The 20,319-nt window shown below is 45.4% G+C and carries 19 protein-coding genes and 1 tRNA gene; 19 read left to right on the forward strand and 1 reads right to left on the reverse strand.

The window, feature by feature from the left end:
• From thrB to accA, 15 genes are all read left to right on the forward strand, one after another.
• Positions 1–876, forward strand: a complete 876-nt coding sequence (gene thrB / locus MMY95_RS11620) for a homoserine kinase (protein WP_003644991.1) — start codon at positions 1–3, stop codon at positions 874–876.
• Positions 877–931: 55 nt separating this feature from the next.
• Positions 932–1,016, forward strand: a tRNA-Leu gene (locus MMY95_RS11625).
• Positions 1,017–1,247: 231 nt separating this feature from the next.
• Entirely contained in the window at positions 1,248–2,102 is an 855-nt protein-coding gene (locus tag MMY95_RS11630; RefSeq protein WP_046038320.1) for a C39 family peptidase, read from the forward strand.
• A 290-nt stretch (positions 2,103–2,392) separates the two neighbouring features.
• Complete coding sequence (locus tag MMY95_RS11635) at positions 2,393–3,367, forward strand: mannose/fructose/sorbose PTS transporter subunit IIA (protein WP_003640908.1); 975 nt, start codon at positions 2,393–2,395, stop codon at positions 3,365–3,367.
• A gap of 35 nt (positions 3,368–3,402) precedes the next feature.
• The gene (locus MMY95_RS11640) at positions 3,403–4,209 is read left to right on the forward strand and encodes a PTS mannose/fructose/sorbose transporter subunit IIC (RefSeq protein ID WP_003640909.1); all 807 of its coding nucleotides are present in this window, start codon (positions 3,403–3,405) and stop codon (positions 4,207–4,209) included.
• Between the two features lie 18 nt (positions 4,210–4,227).
• Positions 4,228–5,160: a PTS system mannose/fructose/sorbose family transporter subunit IID gene (locus tag MMY95_RS11645; RefSeq protein ID WP_003644988.1), complete on the forward strand. Its 933-nt coding sequence runs from the start codon at positions 4,228–4,230 to the stop codon at positions 5,158–5,160.
• A gap of 128 nt (positions 5,161–5,288) precedes the next feature.
• Positions 5,289–5,675, forward strand: coding sequence for a DUF956 family protein (locus MMY95_RS11650; protein ID WP_003640911.1), 387 nt, complete (start codon positions 5,289–5,291; stop codon positions 5,673–5,675).
• A 304-nt stretch (positions 5,676–5,979) separates the two neighbouring features.
• Positions 5,980–8,829 carry a sigma-54-dependent transcriptional regulator gene (locus tag MMY95_RS11655; protein ID WP_241277653.1) on the forward strand — a complete coding sequence of 950 codons (2,850 nt, stop codon included), beginning with the start codon at positions 5,980–5,982 and terminating at the stop codon, positions 8,827–8,829.
• Between the two features lie 70 nt (positions 8,830–8,899).
• Positions 8,900–9,319: a PTS sugar transporter subunit IIA gene (locus MMY95_RS11660; RefSeq protein WP_003640913.1), complete on the forward strand. Its 420-nt coding sequence runs from the start codon at positions 8,900–8,902 to the stop codon at positions 9,317–9,319.
• Positions 9,316–9,834 (forward strand): PTS sugar transporter subunit IIB, encoded by a 519-nt coding sequence (locus MMY95_RS11665; RefSeq protein WP_241277654.1) that lies wholly within the window; start codon positions 9,316–9,318, stop codon positions 9,832–9,834. The genes MMY95_RS11660 and MMY95_RS11665 overlap by 4 nt, the downstream gene beginning before the upstream one ends.
• A 163-nt stretch (positions 9,835–9,997) precedes the next feature.
• Positions 9,998–10,969, forward strand: coding sequence for a ketoacyl-ACP synthase III (locus MMY95_RS11670; RefSeq protein ID WP_104795548.1), 972 nt, complete (start codon positions 9,998–10,000; stop codon positions 10,967–10,969).
• A 10-nt stretch (positions 10,970–10,979) separates the two neighbouring features.
• Positions 10,980–11,381 (forward strand): biotin/lipoyl-containing protein, encoded by a 402-nt coding sequence (locus tag MMY95_RS11675; RefSeq protein WP_003640916.1) that lies wholly within the window; start codon positions 10,980–10,982, stop codon positions 11,379–11,381.
• 2 nt (positions 11,382–11,383) lie between these two features.
• Positions 11,384–12,706, forward strand: a complete 1,323-nt coding sequence (locus MMY95_RS11680; protein ID WP_003644984.1) for a biotin carboxylase N-terminal domain-containing protein — start codon at positions 11,384–11,386, stop codon at positions 12,704–12,706.
• Complete coding sequence (locus tag MMY95_RS11685) at positions 12,703–13,506, forward strand: acetyl-CoA carboxylase carboxyltransferase subunit beta (protein WP_202861264.1); 804 nt, start codon at positions 12,703–12,705, stop codon at positions 13,504–13,506. The genes MMY95_RS11680 and MMY95_RS11685 overlap by 4 nt, the downstream gene beginning before the upstream one ends.
• Positions 13,499–14,272 carry a carboxyltransferase subunit alpha gene (gene accA / locus MMY95_RS11690; protein ID WP_016526943.1) on the forward strand — a complete coding sequence of 258 codons (774 nt, stop codon included), beginning with the start codon at positions 13,499–13,501 and terminating at the stop codon, positions 14,270–14,272. Before MMY95_RS11685 ends, accA begins: the two co-directional genes overlap by 8 nt.
• 67 nt (positions 14,273–14,339) lie before the next feature.
• On the opposite strand, the gene MMY95_RS11695 is transcribed toward accA, so the two are convergent.
• A complete protein-coding gene (locus MMY95_RS11695; protein WP_016526944.1) occupies positions 14,340–15,533 on the reverse strand; it encodes an LCP family protein in 1,194 nt (397 codons plus the stop codon).
• A gap of 309 nt (positions 15,534–15,842) precedes the next feature.
• Here MMY95_RS11695 and MMY95_RS11700 point away from each other — a divergent pair, with 309 nt between their 5' ends.
• The 4 genes from MMY95_RS11700 to MMY95_RS11715 all read left to right on the forward strand — a co-directional run bounded on the left by MMY95_RS11700 (position 15,843) and on the right by MMY95_RS11715 (position 20,201).
• The gene (locus tag MMY95_RS11700; protein ID WP_003643925.1) at positions 15,843–16,805 is read left to right on the forward strand and encodes an AEC family transporter; all 963 of its coding nucleotides are present in this window, start codon (positions 15,843–15,845) and stop codon (positions 16,803–16,805) included.
• Between the two features lie 432 nt (positions 16,806–17,237).
• Positions 17,238–18,263, forward strand: a complete 1,026-nt coding sequence (locus MMY95_RS11705; protein WP_003643926.1) for a DMT family transporter — start codon at positions 17,238–17,240, stop codon at positions 18,261–18,263.
• Positions 18,264–18,412: 149 nt separating this feature from the next.
• Positions 18,413–19,090: a 2,3-diphosphoglycerate-dependent phosphoglycerate mutase gene (locus tag MMY95_RS11710; RefSeq protein WP_021356512.1), complete on the forward strand. Its 678-nt coding sequence runs from the start codon at positions 18,413–18,415 to the stop codon at positions 19,088–19,090.
• 418 nt (positions 19,091–19,508) lie between these two features.
• Positions 19,509–20,201 carry a matrixin family metalloprotease gene (locus tag MMY95_RS11715; protein ID WP_104796052.1) on the forward strand — a complete coding sequence of 231 codons (693 nt, stop codon included), beginning with the start codon at positions 19,509–19,511 and terminating at the stop codon, positions 20,199–20,201.
• Positions 20,202–20,319 lie beyond the last annotated feature (118 nt).

Consider the following 20,319-nt stretch of genomic DNA (forward strand, 5'->3'; position numbering starts at 1 on the left):
ATGTTAACGATTTCGGTTCCGGCGACTTCCGCTAATCTTGGTCCCGGTTTTGATTCAATCGGTCTGGCGCTGGACATGCAACTAACGCTACAAGTGTTGCAACCTAGTGATCATTGGCAGATTGACCATCCCTTTGGGGCGGATGTGCCGACGGATGAACGCAACTTAATTATTAAAACGGCGTTGCATTTGGTACCAGATTTACAACCACAGCATTTACAGATGGCTTCAAAAATCCCGTTAGCGCGCGGATTGGGTAGTAGCTCGACGGCCATCGTAGCCGGCTTAGTGCTGGCAAATGAATTGACCGGCGCAACGCACTCTTCTGCTGAGCTACTGGAAGTTGCCACTCAACTGGAGGGTCATCCAGATAACGTTGCACCAGCCCTATTAGGAGGCTTGGTTGTGGCGACGAACACTGATGAACGCGTCCGTGCGGTGAAGTTACAGTTACCGATGCTTTTTGCAAGTGTCTACGTGCCTAACGAACCGCTATTGACGACCGCCAGTCGCCAAGCCTTGCCAACTGAATTGGCGTACCACCAAGCCGTTACTGGTAGTAGTGTGGCGAATACGTTAGTGGCTGCTCTAGCAACTCAAAATTGGGACGTGGCGTTACCGCTGCTAGAACAGGACCAGTTCCATGAACAGTATCGGGCTAAGTTAGTGCCGGCACTACAAACGGTTAGAGACCATGCCCACGCTCTGGGATTAACGGGGACTTATTTGAGTGGTGCTGGGCCGACAGTGATTACTTTGGGTGATTACGGGCAACTCGCTACGTTGCAGGCGCAATTGAGCCGAGATGCAACACTCACCGGCCAATTATTCCTATTGCCAATGGATGCAACTGGTGTAAAAGTACAAAAATCTTAAAATAAGCTTGTCAGACTCGCAAAATTTTGTTATGATATTTTTTGTGAGTTGTGATGCGGCCATGGCGGAATTGGCAGACGCGCAAGATTAAGGATCTTGTCGGGGTTAACCCGGTGGAAGTTCGAATCTTCTTGGCCGCACTAACGAATATAAGAATCGATTTCGATAGGTTAAGCCTTGAAGGATCGATTCTTTTTTTGTTGCGGTAAATTGGACTGGTCACGTTATTTCAGGCTTGCTTTTTTGCCAACTACTTCAACTATGTTCACCAAATTTGCCGTACCTTATTGTTTAATCTCATGATTACCAGCATTATAATGAAAACGGTTAATCTACTGATTACGATATTAAGAGAAGGCGAGGACCAGGCATTGATTAGAATGAGTAGATGGTGGTGGCGTATCTTGGTGGGCGGAGTGCTTGTTAGTGGCGTGGTTTACCCCGCACAAGCGGCCGTAACGACTTATCCGATTACAGGGATTCAGGTGGTGCAGACGCGGGTCTATCAGACGAATAGTCAGAACGGTGTCGGTTACCATTTAACCGTCGTGCGTCATCAGCGTGCCCAATTGCGTGTTAATTTACATTTAAAGTATCACCAGCATACACAGTGGACGCGTACTGAGCAAGCTGATATTTATCGCAACGGGCATTACCAGCGCTTCTACTACGTGCATAATGGTCATCAGCAGAGCGGCTGGATAGCTGCTAATCAGCTAAAACCCGCCAGTACGGCGTCGGTTCAACTGCGGGTACCACTGATTGACCAGCTACCGGAGTTGCCAACGGGGTGTGAGATGACAGCGACTACCATGATGCTGCAGTATGCCGGTGTTAATATTAATAAGGAACAGTTTGCCAGCCACGTGCCGCGCAGTTCGAATCCTAACACTGGTTTTGTTGGTGATCCTGCTTCGGCTTACGGTATTGGTCTCTACATCTACCCCCAAGGCTTGTTACCAACAATCCGCCACTATCTGCCGTCCGCTGTAGATCTCAGCGGGGTGGGCCTGCAACGACTTAAAGCACAGCTCACTAAACGTCATCCGGTAGTCGCTTGGGTTCAGGGACTCGATGGTTTTGCGAGTCATACAGTGACGCTCACTGGATATACAACGGCAACTATTAGGTACAATGATCCTTGGCGTGGTCAATCCGGACAGATGGATAACCAAGCATTTGAGACGATGTGGCAATTAAATGGTCGTCGGGCACTGAGCTATTAAGAAATTGATACCATAGTTAACATTAGTTACTGTTTCATAATTTTATATTAAAAATACGCTATTTGACACACAAAATAATCGTTTTTAATACTGTATCACACTAGTGTATCAACTTCTAGCCTGAAATAAGGGCTTTTAGCTTTAGTGTATTTTGGCACGGAATTTGCATATATATAAGTGAGTGCGAAAAAGATTGCGCTTACAGTATCAAAAACATAAATAGTTACAGGCAATTTAGATATTATTTATTCGTTTTATATGACTGTAACGAAAAAATAGGAGGTACAAAGATGGTAAGCATTATCATTGCTAGTCACGGCGAATTCGCTAAAGGCATCTATCAATCTGGATCAATGATTTTCGGCGAACAAGAAAACGTTCAAGCCGTTACGTTGATGCCTAGCGAAGGCCCTGACGACATCAAGGCTAAGTTAGAAAAAGCCATTGCTTCATTCGACGATCAAGAGCAAGTCTTATTCTTAGTCGACCTTTGGGGCGGTACACCATTCAATCAAGTTAACGGCTTGTTTGAAGCACACAAGGACAAATGGGCAATCGTTGCCGGTTTGAACTTGCCAATGTTAATTGAAGCGTATGCTTCACGACTTTCAATGGATTCGGCACACGAAATTGCCACGCATATCATTGAAACTGCTAAGGATGGGGTAAAGGTTCGTCCTGAAGCATTAGCACCTAAGGAAGAAAAGGCTGCTGCCGCTGCAACGACCAACAATAACGCTGGCCGGCCAGGGAAGTTGGAATATGGGTTAGCACGGATTGACTCGCGACTCTTGCATGGACAAGTTGCTACTGCTTGGAGTAAGACAGTTAACCCAACTCGGATCATTGTTGCGTCTGATAACGTTGCTAAAGACGAGCTGCGGACTAACATGATCAAGCAAGCAGCGCCATCTGGTGTCAAAGCGCACGTTATTCCAATTGCTCAAATGATTAAGATTGCTAAAGACGACAAGCACTTTGGTGGTCAAAAGGCGTTGGTCTTATTCGAAACACCACAAGATGCATTACGTGCAATCGAGGGTGGTGTGCCAATTAAGACATTGAACATTGGTTCGATGGCTCATTCGGCTGGTAAAGTTCAACCAAACAAGGTTTTGGCATTTGATCAAGATGATATCGACACTTACCGTAAACTTGAAAAAGACGGCATCGAATTTGATGTTCGGAAGGTTCCAAGTGATGGTAAAGAAAATATGGATAACATTTTGAACAAAGCTGAAAATATGTTGAAGGAACAAAAGTAGTTCCAAGAATATCAGAAAAGATGGAGGATTAAATCATGAATTTGAACGTAATTCAAGTGATTTTAGTCGTACTTGTATCATTTTTAGCTGGTATGGAAGGTATTTTGGATGAATTCCACTTCCATCAACCAGTTGTTGCATGTACCCTAATCGGATTAGTAACCGGACAATTAGTCCCATGTATTATCTTAGGTGGGAGTTTACAAATGATTGCCTTAGGTTGGGCCAACATTGGTGCCGCCGTTGCACCTGATGCTGCGTTAGCATCAATTGCATCTGCAATTATTTTAGTTTTAGGTGGTCAAGGCCGTGCCGGAGTTACTTCAGCTATTGCGATTGCCGTTCCTTTAGCCGTTGCTGGGTTACTCTTAACGATCATCGCTCGTACGTTAGCAACTGGGATTGTCCACATCATGGACCGTGCCGCTGAAGAAGGTAGTTTTAGTAAAATTGACTTCTGGCAATGGGTTGCGATCTGCATGCAAGGACTTCGTATTGCGATTCCAGCCGCTTTGATTTTGGCCGTTGGTGCTACGCCAGTGAAGGCAATGTTAAACGCTATGCCTAGCTGGTTAACTGATGGTTTATCAATCGGTGGTGGTATGGTTGTTGCCGTTGGTTATGCAATGGTTATCAACATGATGGCTTCTCGTGAAGTTTGGCCATTCTTCGCTTTAGGTTTTGTTTTAGCTGCAATCAGTGAAATTACTTTGATTGGTTTAGGTGCAATTGGTATTTCCTTAGCCTTAATGTACTTGGCACTTTCAAAGCAAGGTAACTCTGGCAATGGTGGTGGCTCCAACACGGGTGATCCGGTTGGCGACATTATCGACAAGTATTAGAGAAGGAGGCAAACTGAGATGTCTGAAACTACAAATATTACTAAAAAAGTTACATTAAGTAAAAGTGATCGTCTGCATGTTTGGTGGCGTTCAACGTTCCTCCAAGGTTCATGGAACTACGAACGTATGCAAAACGGTGGTTGGGCTTATTCTTTAATTCCAGCAATCAAGAAATTATATACAACTAAAGAAGACCGTGCTGCTGCTTTGAAGCGGCATCTAGAATTCTTCAACACTCATCCATACGTGGCTTCACCAGTTATTGGTGTTACCTTAGCGCTTGAAGAAGAACGTGCCAATGGGGCACCTATTGATGACGTTACGATTCAAGGGGTTAAAGTTGGTATGATGGGACCTTTAGCCGGTGTTGGGGACCCAGTGTTCTGGTACACGGTTAAGCCTATCGTTGGTGCCTTAGCTGCATCATTGGCTATTTCTGGTAGCATTGTTGGACCAATCTTATACTTCGTTGTTTGGAATGCAATTCGGATGGGCTTCATGTGGTATACCCAAGAATTCGGTTACAAAGCCGGTTCTAAGATTACTGATGACTTATCTGGTGGTATTTTGCAAGATATTACCCGTGGTGCTTCCATGTTAGGGATGTTTATCTTAGCGGCGTTAATTGAACGGTGGGTTAAGGTGGACTTCAGTCCAGTTAAAGTTTCGACCATTAAGCAACAAGCTGGTTCGTACATTGACTGGGATAAACTGCCCAAGGGTGCTTCTGGTGTTAAGGAAGCCTTAACACAGCAAGCTGCTGGTCGTTCACTTGACAAATACAAGGTAACCACCTTACAAGATAACTTGGATCAATTGATTCCTGGTTTGATGGCGTTGCTGTTAACCTTCCTCTGCATGTGGTTATTAAAGAAGAAAGTTTCACCAATCATTATTATTCTTGGCCTCTTCGTATTGGGGGTTCTGTTGCACGTTATTGGTTGGATGTAATACTTGCTTATGTCATATTTAAAGGATGGACTCGTGGGAGCTCATCCTTTTTATTTACAAGCGTACTTTGCATAACTGACAAACTCGCCGTATAATCGGTATGAGGATGGATACGAGGAGGGATTAATATGGTGCAATCAATCAATACTAAGGTTGATTTAGTTACGAACGGCAATTCACATATGGGGTTGACCGATTACGGTAAAATCATGGTCGGTGATAACGGCTTTGAATTTTATGATGATCGCAATGTTCGTAACTTTATTCAAATCCCTTGGACTGAAGTGAAATATGTGGTCGTATCCGTAATGTTTGGTGGCCGTTGGATTCCGCGGTTCTCTTTTCAAACGAAACGGAACGGTATGATTACTTTCTCAGCTAAGGACCCTAAGAAGGTGCTACGAGCCGTTCGGCAATATATTGAGCCTGATCGAATTGTAAAATCACTGACATTTTTCCAAGTCCTTGGGAGAATATTCAAGGGTAAAGGTAAAAAAGATAAGTATTTGAAATAATGACCAATGCTGTCGAGGGTTCTTTGCCGACGGATTGGTGATTATTTAATAGTTAGTTTAAGAAGCTTAAGTATCAACGGGTGGGGTTAGCGCGGGTTGATACTTAAGCTTTTTTAACGCATCAAAAGCAGTATCCGAGCACGTTAAGGTGCGTCATAAATGGAATTTCAATACCATGAAACAGAAATAGTTGTACTGACAAGTCTTAAAAAGTAACTGATTCGGGAACTATGGTAGAATATAGTGTGTTATAGTGTATCAAAACGGATCAGCTATTTGATAGTGGTGAAAAGGAGTGGCGAAGTTGACCAGAAAATCCAAGATTTGTGAATACGTCCGTCAACATAGCGATCGACACGGACTGACGACGGAAATGGTAGCGACCGCTTTAATGATAGCGCGTTCAAACGTCAGCAAGGAATTAAATGCACTGGTACGAGAAGGCCAGCTGCACAAGCTGACAGGGCGGCCTGTGCACTATGTTCCGGTGAATACGACAGCCACAACGGCCACAACAACTAGTGGCGTAGCGAATGGGGCGACGACAGAGCGAATACCGACAGCGCCCGTCGCGACGTCTGTGCCTAAACCGGTTGTAAATGATATATTTGCCAGCATGATTGGTTCGCATGAGAGCCTTGCTAATCAAGTGGAACAGGCGAAAGCGGCCATTCTTTACCCACCGCGGGGATTGAATACATTAATCATTGGCCCGACTGGTTCTGGTAAAACTTACTTTGCAAACGCCATGTATCGTTTTGCGGAAACCCAACAAGTCTTAACGAACCCGCAAGGCCTGATTACATTCAATTGTGCCGATTATGCGCATAATCCGGAATTATTGATGTCGCATTTGTTTGGTTATGTTAAGGGGTCTTTTACAGGTGCTAATGAAGATAAGGACGGTTTGATCCAAGAAGCGGATGGGGGCATGTTGTTCCTAGATGAAGTGCACCGTCTACCACCAGAAGGTCAGGAAATGATTTTTTATTTCATGGATCACGGGACTTATTCACGACTCGGTGAGACGGCGAAGAGTCACCATGCCAATGTCCGCTTAGTCTGTGCAACGACCGAGGACCCAGAAAGTACCCTACTGCAGACCTTTGTTCGGCGAATTCCGATTACGATTCAGCTACCAGCGTTCAATCATCGCTCAGCCAAGGAACGTTTAGAATTACTGAAGGCATTATTGTCATTGGAAGCTAATCGAATCAATAAACAGATTCGGTTAACGGAGGACGTGGTGCAGGCCTTACTTGGCTCAGTCACATTTGGGAACGTCGGTCAGTTGAAGTCGAACATTCAGCTGGTGTGTGCCCAGGGTTTTGTCAATAGCATCGAAAATGACAGTGAAATCACAATCACGATGGATGATTTGCCACAGAATATCCGTAGCGGTCTCATGACAGTAGCCTCTAACCGTCACGAACTGGGGGCCATCTCTGAGTTGTTGGACCCGGTTCTCATCGTGAAGCCAAATGATGGTCCAAAACCGCTTCGTAATAAGAACGATAATTATGAATTACCATATAATTTATATGAGATTATTGGTGATAAAGCAGCGTTACTCCGACGAGAAGGCCTTGATAAAGAACACATCAATCGTTTCATCACGACCGATATCAATGTGCATTTGAAATCATTTTATAAACAAAATCAGTTAGAAGTTTCACCAGAAAACAAGTTAGCCGAGATCGTTGATCAGGACGTTATTGATTTTACCAAGACGGCACAGATGACGGTTCAAGATATGCTGGGTTATAACTTCAAGGATAACTTTATTTACGCTGTGAGCTTGCATGTCAGTTCCTTTATCAAACGCATCCAGGCAGGCAAGCCCATGCGTCAAATGAGTTCGGATATGTTAGCGATGGTGCGTGAATATCCGGCTGAAATCAAAGCAGCGGAGGCGCTCAAGCAAGGATTAGAGGAACGGTATCATTTACCGATTCCCAAGTCCGAAGTTTATTATCTGGCCATTTTGCTCATCTCGTTAAAATCGATGCAGCTTAACGGCAAAGTTGGCGTGTTGGTGGCAGCGCACGGGATGAGTACCGCGTCTTCCATGGCACAGGTCGTCGGACAATTGTTAGATGATTATGATGTTCAGGCTTTCGACATGCCTCTCGATATGGACCCGAGTGTCGCCTATGATCATGTCAAGCGACGAGTAGAAAAGCTTGATTCTGGGAAAGGAATTTTGTTACTAGTCGATATGGGGTCGTTAACGACCTTCGGGGAACGAATTCAGCAGGAGACAGGAATTGCGACGCGAACGATTGACATGGTGACCACGCCGGTTGTTTTGGAAGCCGTTCGGAAGGCTAGACTGGTCGATAGTGATCTGGATTCTATGTATCAGGAGCTCGTTGGTTTCAAAGGTTATTCGCGAATTTCACGGAACCTACCAACGGATAGTCAGCGCGCAACAGTCAAGCCCGCCTTAGCGACGGATAAGACGGCACAACGGGCGATTATTGCAATTTGTGCGACCGGCGTTGGGACGGCTGAACGTATCAAGTCAATTTTAGACAGTTTATTAGCTCAAAACTTTATCGAAGGTATTACGGTATTCCCAATCTCAGTGGTCGAAATGAAGACACGGATACAACAAATCAGTCAAAATTATCAAATCATTGCGGCAACTGGGATTACAAAACCCGAATTAGACGTCCCTTTTATTTCATTGGAAGAATTGCTACAAGGTGGTGGCGAAAAGTTTATTGACCAGTTAGCGACGGGTATCGATTCGCCACAGACCATGGCGGAAGAAAGTCAGCAGTTGACACCGGAACTCTGCGAACGGTACTTAGGCGATTACTTCACGTTTTTAAATCCTAAGAAGTTAACGGGAATTTTATGGGAGTATAGCGAAGTGATTGCGACGCACTTGGATGGTGTAATGACGAATGCTTTTCGCATTGATTTGATTATGCACTTAGCGGGTGCGCTAGAACGAACGGCCATCAAAGATGAAATTTCGGCACCCACCGAAGAGATGCCAGACATTATGGCATCGAAGTGGTACCCACTTGTGCAACAGGCCAATCAGCAATTGACAGATCAACTACAGTTAACCTTCTCAGATGCTGAAAATTATTATATTGTGCAATTATTGGAGACTCATCAGGCAAAGGTCGCGATGAGTTGATACACTAACTTGGCATGCTTTTTGCATGTATCTTATTGAGTAGATTTAACCGACTGAGGAGGGAAAGTAGATGTTAGCATTTGTCGTTGTCAGTCATGGGAGTTTTGCGCAGGGCGTTGTCGATTCATCCTACATGATCTTTGGCAAGCAAGATAAGGTCCAAACGGTTACCTTTCAACTAGACGAAGAACCTAATGAATTAGCTGATAAATTAGCTGCTGCGGTTGCCCGGTTTGACGCGGATGATCAAGTTTTATTCTTGGTTGACCTATGGGGCGGTTCGCCATTTAACGCCGCTAGTCGGATCGTTGCCGAACATACAGAGCGCATGGGTCTGATTACCGGTCTGAATCTGCCAATGCTGATTGAGGCTTACACTGTTCGTGATAAGCCAATTGATGAGGTGATTGCCCACCTTGAAGAGACTGGAAAGATTGGGATTAAGCATCTCAAGTTGTTACAGGACGATGGGGAAGATGAGCCGCTATGACGATGGATATTCGTTTAGCACGCATTGATAGTCGGCTACTCCACGGGCAAGTTGCCACGGTGTGGACCAAGACGGTCAGTCCTAACCGTATTTTGGTCGTCTCAGACGAAGTTGCCCAGGATGCACTTCGCAAGATTCTAATTGTGCAAGCCGCGCCCCCTGGTGTGAAAGCTAATGTGATTACAGTTGACAAAATGATCGAGATTTATCAAGACTCGCTATTTGATGAAGTAAAGCCACTAATCCTAACTGATACGCCCCAGAACATGGCGCGCTTAGTAGCGGGGGGACTTGATTTTAGCAAAACGGGCATTGATATTGGTAGTCTAGCTTTTTCAGCGGGCATGGTGATGGTCACCAATGCTATTGCAATCGGTCAAGCCGAAGCACGGGCATTATATGCGTTACAAGCAGCGGGATTAAAGGTGTTTGCGCAGAAAGTCCCGACGGATAAACGGGTTGATGTGATGACGCTATTAGCTAAAAATGGCTTTATGGCGCCAGATAAGTATTAACAAAGTTATGATGGACAGTGGTGTGTCGGTTATGGGCACCACTGTTCTTTCATTTTGGCTAGGTTTCTAAGGATTTACCAAAAATACAGCCGTAAACTTTGACGGATAGGCTTTTATTGATAAAATTAAACTAATCGAAACGGAAAGTAGCGGGGGTTTAAAAATGCCAACTTATACAAAATTAACCGCCATGGGACAATATGTTCCGGGACGCGTTGTTGATAATGACGAATTAGCAGCCATTATGGACACTAGCGACGAATGGATTCAGGCGCATACTGGGATTAAAACCCGACACTACGCGATGAATGATGAAAACACCTCGGATTTAGCCACCCAGGTCGCCCATCAGTTACTACAAAAAAGTGGTTTAGCTGCCAGTGCCATTGATTTGATCCTAGTTACGACAATTACGCCCGATGCCTTAACACCTGCGACGGCTTGTTTAGTGCAAGCTAATATTGGCGCTGATAATGCGTTTGCGTTCGACCTGAGTGCAGCGTGTGCTGGGTTCACGTTTGGCCTAGCAACGGCTGACAAGTTTATTCGCAGTGGGCAATACCAAAATGTGATGGTGATCAGTGCGGAAGTTAATTCCAAGATGATGGACTTTCAAGACCGGACGGCAGCCGTCTTCTTTGGGGACGGTGCTGGTGGCGCGTTATTACAAGCTACTGACAATCCAGATGAAAACAGCTTGATCGCTGAGAAATTAGAATCGCAAGGAAACGCTACGGTCATTCACTCTGGACGAGTACGGCCGATTACTGAAGTTGCCGCAACGAACTACCCGCAAACGGATGCGTTTTACCAAGTTGGACGGGATGTTTTTCAATTTGCCACGACGGTTGTTCCAGAACAGATGCGTGGGTTAATTGCGAGTGCGCAACTGACACCCAGTGATTTACAATACGTGATCTGTCATCAAGCTAATTTACGGATCATTGAAAAAATTGCGGCTAACTTGGCGTTACCAATGACGAAGTTTCCACATAATGTTGATCATTATGGTAATACGTCCTCAGCTGGGGTGGCAATGGCCTTAGCCAATGTTTTTGATACCTTAACTGGGCCAGTGCTGTTAACAGCATTTGGTGGCGGGCTAGCATATGGCTCAGTCTTGATCAAGAAGTAGGGGTGTGCAGATGGAATTAAAAGATTTAGATCGATTAGTTGAGAAATACGCGCGACAGGGTTATCAGCAAATTCGTGTTAAAGCCGGCGACTTGGAGATTGAAGTGACAAAACCAGCGTTAGCTTCAGAAACGGTAACTCCCGTAGCCGCTACGCCTGCCAGCACAGTTGCGGAGACTGAAGATGAAGTCGTTACACTGCCGAGTCCGATGGTCGGGGTGGTCCACTTGGCACCAGATTTAAAGGTTGGTCAGTCACTGACAGCTGGTCAAGAACTAGGCCAGATTGAGAGTATGAAATTATTCAATCCATTAGTTAGTCCGACCGATGGGACGTTAACAGCAGTACTAGTTGCTGACGACGCCACTGTTGAGTACGAACAACCGTTATTTACAATGCGAAAGGATCGGTAGCTATGTTTCGCAAGCTGTTAATCGCGAATCGCGGTGAAATTGCCGTACGGATTATCAAAGCCTGTCAACAATTGAATATTCAGACGGTCGCCGTTTGCTCAACTGCTGATCGGCATGCGGGTTACACACAATTAGCGGATGAAGTGGTCTGTATCGGACCTGCAGCTGCCAGTGGATCGTATTTAAATGCCGAAGCGATTCTAATGGCTGCAATTAATACGCACGCCGATGCGATTCACCCGGGATATGGTTTTTTAGCTGAAAATGCGGATTTTGCCGCCATGTGTGCGGAATGTGGCATTGCCTGGATTGGCCCGCAGACTGAGCAAATTAAGTTGATGGGTGATAAGGCCCGTGCTAAGGATTTTGCACGGCAACAAGCCGTTCCGGTACTAGCAGGTCAATCATTACAGGGCTTAGCATGGCCGGATATTAAACACGCGGCCGCCAAGATCGGTTTTCCACTAGTTTTGAAAGCCAGTTATGGTGGCGGTGGCAAGGGTATTCGAGTGCTTACCAACGTTCATGAACTCCATCAACAATTGCGGGCTGCGCGTCAAGAAGCTGCTGCGTCCTTTTTGAATGATGCGATGTATTTAGAGCAATTTCTGACAACTGCTCGCCACATTGAAGTTCAAGTCCTCGGCACGGGGACGAAATTATTCATTCTTGGTGATCGTGACTGTAGCCTCCAATTGCACAAGCAAAAGGTTCTCGAAGAAAGTCCGGCAAGTATTTTGACTGAGACACAACGCCGGACCTTATACGATTTGTCCCGGCAGTTATTAGCGGGTACACATTATCAAAGTTTGGGCACAATTGAATACTTATTTGCGGATGGTCAGTTCTATTTCATGGAAATGAATACGCGTTTACAGGTTGAACACGGGGTGACAGAATTAACCACCGGAATTGATATTGTGGCTGAACAAATCAAACAGGCGGCTGGCGTCCCGGTTGATTTTCCAGAACATGTTGGCTTGCAGCCCAAGTGTACGGCGATCGAAGCTCGGTTGACCGCGACCTTACCGGTTAAGCAGACGCGGATTGAAACGCTGAGCTGGCCAGCCGATGTACGAGTGGATACGGATTATCATCAGGGCGATCGGCTAGTAACCATGTATGATGGTTTGATTGCCAAGTTGATGGTCACCGGTGCGAACCGTCAGCAAGCCGTGCGCAACTTACAACGGGCCTTAGCGCAAGTAACATTGACGGGACCCACGACGAACTTAACTTTTCTACAGCAAACGGTGGCCCGGCCCGCCTACATTCATGATCAGTACACGATTCACAGTCTAGCACGTTGGGAGGCGTCGAAATGAGTCATTATCCAGCTTCTGGGACCTGGCAAGCCTGCCCTAAGTGCGGTCGGCACGTCCACCAACGCCAATGGGGCACTTATCAGCAATGTCCTTATTGTCACTATTGGCAACGATTGACGACGGCGCAACGATTAGAACAACTCGTCGATGAAGGGGCGTTTCAGCCGTTGACGATGACTGAGCGGCCTGTCAATCAGCTGGGATTCCCGGACTATACGAACAAACTGCGGCGGGCTCAACGCCAGACCGGGTTAAACGAGGCTGTTGTCTGTGGAACGGCCCTGATTGAGCAACAACCCTGTATCTTAGCAGTGATGGATAGTCATTTTATGATGGGGACGTTAAACACGGCGGTCACACGTCGCTTATTGCACGCTAGTGAACAGGCGCAGGCCCAACGGCTACCACTGATCATTGTGACCGCCTCAGGTGGTGCTCGGATGCAAGAAGGTGTTTATGCCTTGGTCGGAATGAATTTGATTCTGGCAGAATTAGCACGGTTAGCAGCAACGCCGTTACCCTTGATCACAGTGCTGACAGATCCCACTATGGGGGGCGTATCGGCGAGTTTTGCGTTTAAGGGTGACCTGATTATCGCAGAAGCGGGTGCTAAGATTGGCTTTGCCGGAGCCCGGGTCATTCAACAAACTTTGCCTGTCAAGCTGCCGGCGGATTTTCAAACGGCGGATCAGCTGTTTAAAAATGGCATGGTGGATGCAGTTGTTGAACGACCTCAATTGCGGTCAACGCTAGGACAAGCATTAGCGAATTATGGGATTGGGAGGTCAGCCCATGGATAAACGATTACAGCGATTACGGGCGGCTGATCGGATCAGTGCGCCGACTATCATTCAAGCGTTATTGCCGACAATGACGCAACAACGGGGAGACCGTTTATTAGGTCAGGATGCGGCTTTGACGGCGGGCTTTGGGCGCACTGCTACTGGTCGCCAATTAGCTGTTCTGGGCGTTGACCGGGGTGTTGATATTGCGAGCCGGCGTCGAAAAAACGGGGGGGCATTAACTGTTCCAGGCTATCGCACGGCGTTAAGAGTCGTAACCCATGCGGCTAAATTTGGGTGGCCGGTCGTTAGCTTAATCAATATGCCAGGTGCTGATGCGAGTCCCCAATCGGAACGCTATGGTCAGAGTCAGGCCATTGCGGACTTGATTGCGGTGACTGGTCAGCTGACCGTACCGAACGTTGTTGTATTTCTCGGTGAGGGCCATAGCGGTGGGGCGTTAGCCTTTGCCAACGCCAACCGCATTATCATGCTAGATGATGCACTTTTCAACGTTGCTTCTCCCGAGGCAGTTACAGCGATTTTACATGGGCAACAAACTAGCAGTGACGCCATCGATTTATTACCAATGACAGCTAGCGCTTTGCAGTCGCGCGGCTTAGTTGACCTGGTTATTGACCATCAGGATCAGACATTAGTTGCTGCGATCAACCAGGCGATTGAGACCCAACTTACCGCACTAGAAGCATTGCCGACACCGGATCTAATTGAACAGCGCGAAACAAAGTTTCAACACTTTTTACAATCTTGGCCGGTCAATTAAAAATAATCATCAAAAAATGGGTTTCTCAGAATTTTTATTCTGAAGAAACCCATTTTTTAATAGTTGCTTAGTACTGATTAGTTGTGGTTTGATCTTGAGTCGTGGTCTGGTCCTGCGTCGTTGTATCTTGTGTCGTACTAGTGCCATAAGTAGTGGTATCACTAGACGTTGTGGTACTTGATGAACTTGAACTGGAACTTGAGCTACCCGTTGTAATTGAAGCTGTCTCAGAGAAGACTGACTCTGTTAAATTACTGTTTGAGAGTCCCAGCGCTTTACGGATGCGCTTCGAATTCTTGTAACGTTCTGACGAAGAGGCAACTTGATAAGAGAGCCCATCGATCGTCGCGTCAGTACCTTGAACGGTATATGATTTGGCATGGTGAGACGCATTCTTGTACTTCGTATCGAGTGCGACCATGTCATTCCAAGTTAAGTCGGTGCGCATGTTCTTAGCGAGTTTTTTCGTAATCTTTTCAATATTGGCAATTGACCCAAGTGAGTTAGACTGACTAACCATGGCCATAATAACCTGCCGTTGCCGTTTTTGACGACCATAATCACCCTGAGGATCGTCATAACGCATCCGTGAGTAATCAAGTGCCGCTGCACCATTAAGTTTGATCTTAACGCCCTTCTTAACGTTGGCATTACCGTATTTGAAAGTCAGCTTAGGTGTCACGGTCACGCCGCCCATCGCGTTGATGATCTGTTTTAAACCACCCATGTTCAGTAAGACGTAGAAGTCAATTGGAACATCCAGTAACTTCTCCACTGACTTGACGGCACCACTTGCGCCCCCAATGGTGTAGGCTGCGTTAATTTTTTGTGATTGCCCATTGATCATCACTTGCGTATCCCGTGGAATACTAGTGAGCGTCATACTTTCTTTTTTAGGATTGATTGTCGCAACAATCATGGTATCAGTCCGGGCCGAGAAGTCCTTGCCGCGACCTAGTGCACCAGTATCAGTTCCCAACAGTAGAATCGAGAATGGCTTGCCCTTCTTAATAACGGCATCAACATTCCGAAGCTTGGTCGAGCCGGTCGACTGGTAGGTCGTATTCATCGTATCCTTAGCGGCATTCCAGGTCTTATAGCCCCACCAGCCACCCGTAACGATCAACAGGACAACGACGATTAGTAAAGTAATTAACCAAGGACGTTTTTTGTGTGGTTTCAAATGTGGGTTACGCTGTTGCTGTTCACGATAGCGGCGTTGGCGTGGTCCCATTTCATTATCATTGTTATTTTCTGACATATTCGTTCCTCATCACTTTAGATTTTTCCCTCAATAGTCATTTTATGACGTTTAGCAAATCATTGGTCCTTAAAGTTAGTAATTTAAAAAGATTTTAATAATCAAAAAATTACTGGCATCAGTAGTAACACAATTATAGAACACTATAAGTAATATTGTGACCGGCGTCAAACGTTTCCATCTATAAATTACGGTACAAGCCATCATAAAACAGTGGTATACTTGAATAATTCTCATTGAATTATTATTTTACATAGCTTGATAGCGATATTCAATGATGAGCAATTTGTTAAGAGGGGAAGACTGAGCGTGCAAATTTTACAGACATTCGTGCAGAGTATTCAAGGTGTCATGACGATCATCGTGATGATTGCAGTTGGTTACTTGTTGGCACGCTGGGGCTGGTTTAATGAAAGTGCGACTAAGCTGATTGCCCGATTGGTCACTCAAATTGCGCTACCAGCCTACATGATTGCAACGATCACAAAGCAGTTTACAGCGCATAAATTATTATCAACGTTGCCAGGATTACGTTTTCCAGTTCTTAATATGGCTATTTTGTTTGGTATTTCGTTCGGGGTGATGCGAGCCTTAAATATTAAAAAGAGTCATCGCGGCTTATTTGCCTCCATGTTTTTGAACTCCAATACGGTGTTTATTGGGCTACCGGTTAATCAAGCCTTGTTTGGGAATAGCGCATTACCATATGTGTTAGTTTATTACATGGCCAATACCACCATTTTCTGGACGCTGGGCGTTTACTTGATTCAACGTGACGGTACTGGCACCGCTAAGTTTGACTTGAAGCAGACACTGACCAAGATCTTCTCACCGCCATTACTAGGATTTATGATTGGTGTCTTGCTTGTTCTAGGAAACATTCACGTTCCAAAATTCTTGATGGATGATTTCTCATATATCGGCGGTCTAACGATTCCGCTGTCCATGATCTTTATTGGGATTTCAATGGCCAACGCCGGGTTAAGCAGCATGCGCTTCGACCGGGATAGCTTGGGAATTTTACTTGGGCGTTTTATCCTTGCGCCGGTACTGATGACGCTGATGCTTATTCCGATGTCGATTCCATTGGAGATGAAGCAAGTCTTCATTCTGCAGTCCGCGATGCCTGTCATGACGAACGCGCCAGTTGTCTCCAAACTGTACGGGGCGGATGCCGATTATGCCGCGGTCATGGTGACAGAAACGACACTACTGAGCCTGATCGTTATTCCGATTTTGATGGTGATCGTTCAAGCCAACTTTATTCGTTAATTATTGTGTGACTTAAAATTAAAAGTACCCGAATGCGTGCCACTAGTGACAGGCGTTGCGGGTGCTTTTTTGCTGGTTATTAATGATGAAAACTCAATTTAGTTCGGTCAACAAGGTTTGACCAATTAGATACTTTCTGCTCAGGGCCGTCCCAACACGTCTCGCTGGTAGTTTTTGATGACAAGCTGATGAGTGCGTGCTGGATGATGGTTGAGGCGGCAAGATGCCATTGAATGGTTCAAGCCTGATGAAAATTGTTTTCAAAAGCAATTAAAAATTGAAAAAAATAACGCCTGATTCCGCGTTAAAAGGCGTTTTCCCGCGGATAAAAGCGAGGTAGTATACTGAGCTGATTTGAAAATCACGTGAAAATGGTGCTATACTGAGAACCGTTGCGTATTAAATTTTGATTAAGAAGGAAGCGAACGTTTCGTGAAGAAAGCATATCTTTACATTGCAATTTCGACCTTAATGTTTAGTTCGATGGAAATTGCGCTAAAGATGGCCGGCAGTGCCTTTAACCCAATCCAATTGAATCTAATTCGATTTTTTATTGGGGCAATTGTGTTACTGCCATTTGCATTGCGGGCATTAAAGCAAACCGGACGAAAGTTAGTGAGTGCTGACTGGCGGCTATTTGCTTTAACCGGGCTAGTGTGTGTCATTGTCAGTATGTCGCTTTACCAACTCGCGATTACGGTCGATCAAGCTTCGACTGTGGCCGTATTGTTTAGTTGTAATCCGGTATTTGCGCTATTATTCTCCTATTTAATTCTGCGAGAACGGTTGGGTCGAGCTAACTTGATCTCCGTCGTGATTTCTGTGATTGGGTTGTTGATCATTGTTAATCCGGCCCATTTGACGAATGGGCTCGGGCTGCTATTAGCCATCGGGTCTGCCGTGACTTTTGGGCTGTACAGTATCATCTCGCGTTATGGGTCTGTTAAACGGGGCTTGAATGGGCTGACGATGACTTGTTTTACTTTCTTTGCTGGTGCGTTTGAACTTCTAGTTTTAGCTTGGATTACTAAGATTCCGGCTGTCGCCAATGGGTTGACGGCCATCGGTTTGCGGCAATTTGCTGCCATTCCGGTTTTGGTGAATGTTAATCTCAACTATTTCTGGTTACTATTTTTTATCGGCGTTTGTGTTACTGGTGGGGGCTTCGCGTTTTATTTCTTGGCAATGGAACAAACCGATGTTTCAACGGCTTCCCTAGTATTCTTCATTAAGCCGGGGTTGGCGCCAATCTTAGCAGCGTTGATCCTCCATGAACAAATTTTGTGGACGACAGTGGTCGGAATTGTTGTGATTTTGATTGGTTCCGTCGTGACCTTTGTCGGTAATCGGTTCCGTGAACGGGATACGATGGGTGCGATTGAGCAGCCAACAGCGGCCGCCACTGATGATGAACATGTCATCAAAGCCGCGCACGCCGTTTCAAATCAAGAAAATTAATTAATCGTGGACGGTCAGGGTGATATTAATCAGCTTGACCGTTTTTTTGTGGCAAGTGCGTTATCGCACGTAACAGCTGGTTGTGACTTTGAAAAATGAACCAAATCGATTATCATAGGAAGTATTGAAGATAGTAGGTGGGAAAGAGAATGACAGAACTAGTATTGGTTCGCCATGGTGAGAGTACGGCCAATCGGGATAATACGTATACCGGTTGGAGTGACGTCCCGCTAACAGCAGTGGGTATTGCACAGGCTCATCAAGCTGGCAAGCGATTACGAGCTACGGGACTGCAGTTTGGCGCTGTGCATACCTCAGTCCTAAAACGGGCTATCGTTACCGCGAATATTATGTTAAGTGAAATTGATCAGTTATGGCTGCCTGAGTATAAGACGTGGCGGTTAAATGAACGACATTACGGTGCCTTACGTGGTCAAAATAAGGATGTGACTCGTCAAGAGTACGGTAAGGCGCAAGTTCAACAGTGGCGGCGGAGCTTTTATACGGTGCCGCCGTTGTTGACACCAGCTGAACTAGACCATGATCGACGTTACACCAAGTACGGTGCCGCCGTCGAACCGCGGGGAGAAAGCTTGAAGATGGCTTACGACCGCATCATGCCTTATTGGATCGATGAGATTGCACCGCGGCTGTTAGACGGTCAAAGCCAACTCGTGGTGGCGCATGGTAGTACGTTGCGTGCGATGATCAAATATTTAGAGCATATTAGTGATACTGGGATTGATGGTGTCGAAGTTGCTAACGGGGTGCCAATTTGTTATCACCTTGATCAGCAACTGCACGTTATCGGTAAAGAAGAGTATTAAATTTAGTAATAGTTCTCCTAAGCGGTACTTTTATTGAAAGTAAGTGCTAATCTGGACTGCTTTTTTAGACCATTATCAGATTAATCGAGCCTGAGTTAAGAGCTTCAGCAGACGCTGAAGCTCTTTTTTAGTTAAAGTGTTAAACAAATGCCCAGTATAAGTAATTATAATCATTGATAATAATTGCCGACGAGTACTCAAAAAATGATACGGGCTTAAAAAGTTGATATAACAGTGCTTTCATAACTGTTTGAGTTAATATAAATATTTTTAATGTAATAAAATCCTTCAGTTTTCATAAATAAATATAATATATAACTTGTAATAGAATGGTGAACGCTGTAACATATCAGATGGACAAAGTTGCGATTTGGCGCGCTTGACAGCCAAAAATCTGATCAGAAAGCCGGGTAACGTTATGATGAAACATAAAAATTTATTATTATTAATTATAATGAGCTTGGGTTTCTGCGGGATGCTGTTGATGTTTGCGCCACAAATCAGTACGCTGATCAACCCGAATGCGTCGCGAGTTGAAGCGGATAAGGCTAGTGGTCACGATACGACGCATGATCAGGTCTACTACAATGATCAGATGGATAACTATCAATATGATTATATAAATAACGGGACTAAGGTTTTGAACTATAAGGCCCGTTTTAAGAGTCGGGTCATCACGTATCGGATCACGAGTGACAGCAAGGTGTATCGAGCGATTTGGCTACGAGCCGTGGAACGTTGGAATAACACTAACGCGGTGTGGTTAGTTGAGGCTGAGGACCAAGCGAAAGCCCAGATTACGTTGGGCGAGAGTGAAGACGAGACGGAGACGACCGGATCGGAAATCGGCCGGACTTGGCGGACGTACTATCAAAGTGGTTCGCAAGGAACAACTTGGATGGATTCGGCGAAGTGTGTGATTTACACGAATCGCTTTCCAGCCAGCAATCATTCGGTAGAATATAAGCTGTCCGTTGCGACCCATGAATTGGGACATGCACTGGGACTAGAGCATGAGAACAATAAGAGTGCGGTGATGTATTACCAGTCGCATCGAGCAGCACATATCACGACTCGTGAGATTAGTACGCTTAAGCAGATGTATAAATAATTATAATAGTGATTGCTATAAGTAAACGTAATAATAAAAAAATCGACTAAACTCACGCGAGTTTAAAGTGAACCCTTAAAATTGGACAACTTTATTAAGCTGCTTTCTGGACGGTAAG

It is taken from the genome of Lactiplantibacillus sp. ME-2, from assembly GCF_022549155.1.
GTDB classification, from domain to species: domain Bacteria; phylum Bacillota; class Bacilli; order Lactobacillales; family Lactobacillaceae; genus Lactiplantibacillus; species Lactiplantibacillus plantarum.

Coding starts and splice junctions, on each gene's coding strand:
- MMY95_RS11675 (WP_003640916.1), top strand. CDS start 10,980: ATGGAATTAAAAGATTTAGATCGATTAGTTGAGAAATACGCGCGACAG.
- MMY95_RS11665 (WP_241277654.1), top strand. CDS start 9,316: ATGACGATGGATATTCGTTTAGCACGCATTGATAGTCGGCTACTCCAC.
- MMY95_RS11635 (WP_003640908.1), top strand. CDS start 2,393: ATGGTAAGCATTATCATTGCTAGTCACGGCGAATTCGCTAAAGGCATC.
- MMY95_RS11640 (WP_003640909.1), top strand. CDS start 3,403: ATGAATTTGAACGTAATTCAAGTGATTTTAGTCGTACTTGTATCATTT.
- MMY95_RS11645 (WP_003644988.1), top strand. CDS start 4,228: ATGTCTGAAACTACAAATATTACTAAAAAAGTTACATTAAGTAAAAGT.
- MMY95_RS11650 (WP_003640911.1), top strand. CDS start 5,289: ATGGTGCAATCAATCAATACTAAGGTTGATTTAGTTACGAACGGCAAT.
- accA (WP_016526943.1), top strand. CDS start 13,499: ATGGATAAACGATTACAGCGATTACGGGCGGCTGATCGGATCAGTGCG.
- thrB (WP_003644991.1), top strand. CDS start 1: ATGTTAACGATTTCGGTTCCGGCGACTTCCGCTAATCTTGGTCCCGGT.
- MMY95_RS11710 (WP_021356512.1), top strand. CDS start 18,413: ATGACAGAACTAGTATTGGTTCGCCATGGTGAGAGTACGGCCAATCGG.
- MMY95_RS11715 (WP_104796052.1), top strand. CDS start 19,509: ATGATGAAACATAAAAATTTATTATTATTAATTATAATGAGCTTGGGT.
- MMY95_RS11670 (WP_104795548.1), top strand. CDS start 9,998: ATGCCAACTTATACAAAATTAACCGCCATGGGACAATATGTTCCGGGA.
- MMY95_RS11680 (WP_003644984.1), top strand. CDS start 11,384: ATGTTTCGCAAGCTGTTAATCGCGAATCGCGGTGAAATTGCCGTACGG.
- MMY95_RS11685 (WP_202861264.1), top strand. CDS start 12,703: ATGAGTCATTATCCAGCTTCTGGGACCTGGCAAGCCTGCCCTAAGTGC.
- MMY95_RS11695 (WP_016526944.1), bottom strand. CDS start 15,533: ATGTCAGAAAATAACAATGATAATGAAATGGGACCACGCCAACGCCGC.
- MMY95_RS11660 (WP_003640913.1), top strand. CDS start 8,900: ATGTTAGCATTTGTCGTTGTCAGTCATGGGAGTTTTGCGCAGGGCGTT.